Consider the following 238-nt stretch of genomic DNA (forward strand, 5'->3'; position numbering starts at 1 on the left):
GTCCCATGTCGGTCGATTGGACACAGATTTTCTCTGATGACCAGTTGCGTGACTTGGAAGAGATCGGCGCTACCACGATCGCTGACGACTCACCCTCGATTCGCCGACAGTTCACGATCTCGAAGCAGACGCTGATCGACTTGTCGCTGACCGATTCTGACAAGCTTCTGGCCGGCTTGGAACAGCCGACCTTGGTGATCCATGACAGCGTCGACGCCGAGTTCGGTCTGCTTGCCGC

Annotated in this window: 1 pseudogene; it reads left to right on the plus strand. The window is 57.1% G+C overall.

Annotated elements, in window-relative coordinates:
* A pseudogene (locus tag QP415_RS12840) lies at positions 1 to 238 on the plus strand (alpha/beta hydrolase); the annotation flags it as partial.

This window comes from Pauljensenia sp. UMB3104 (assembly GCF_030217285.1).
In the GTDB taxonomy this organism is placed as follows: domain Bacteria; phylum Actinomycetota; class Actinomycetes; order Actinomycetales; family Actinomycetaceae; genus Pauljensenia.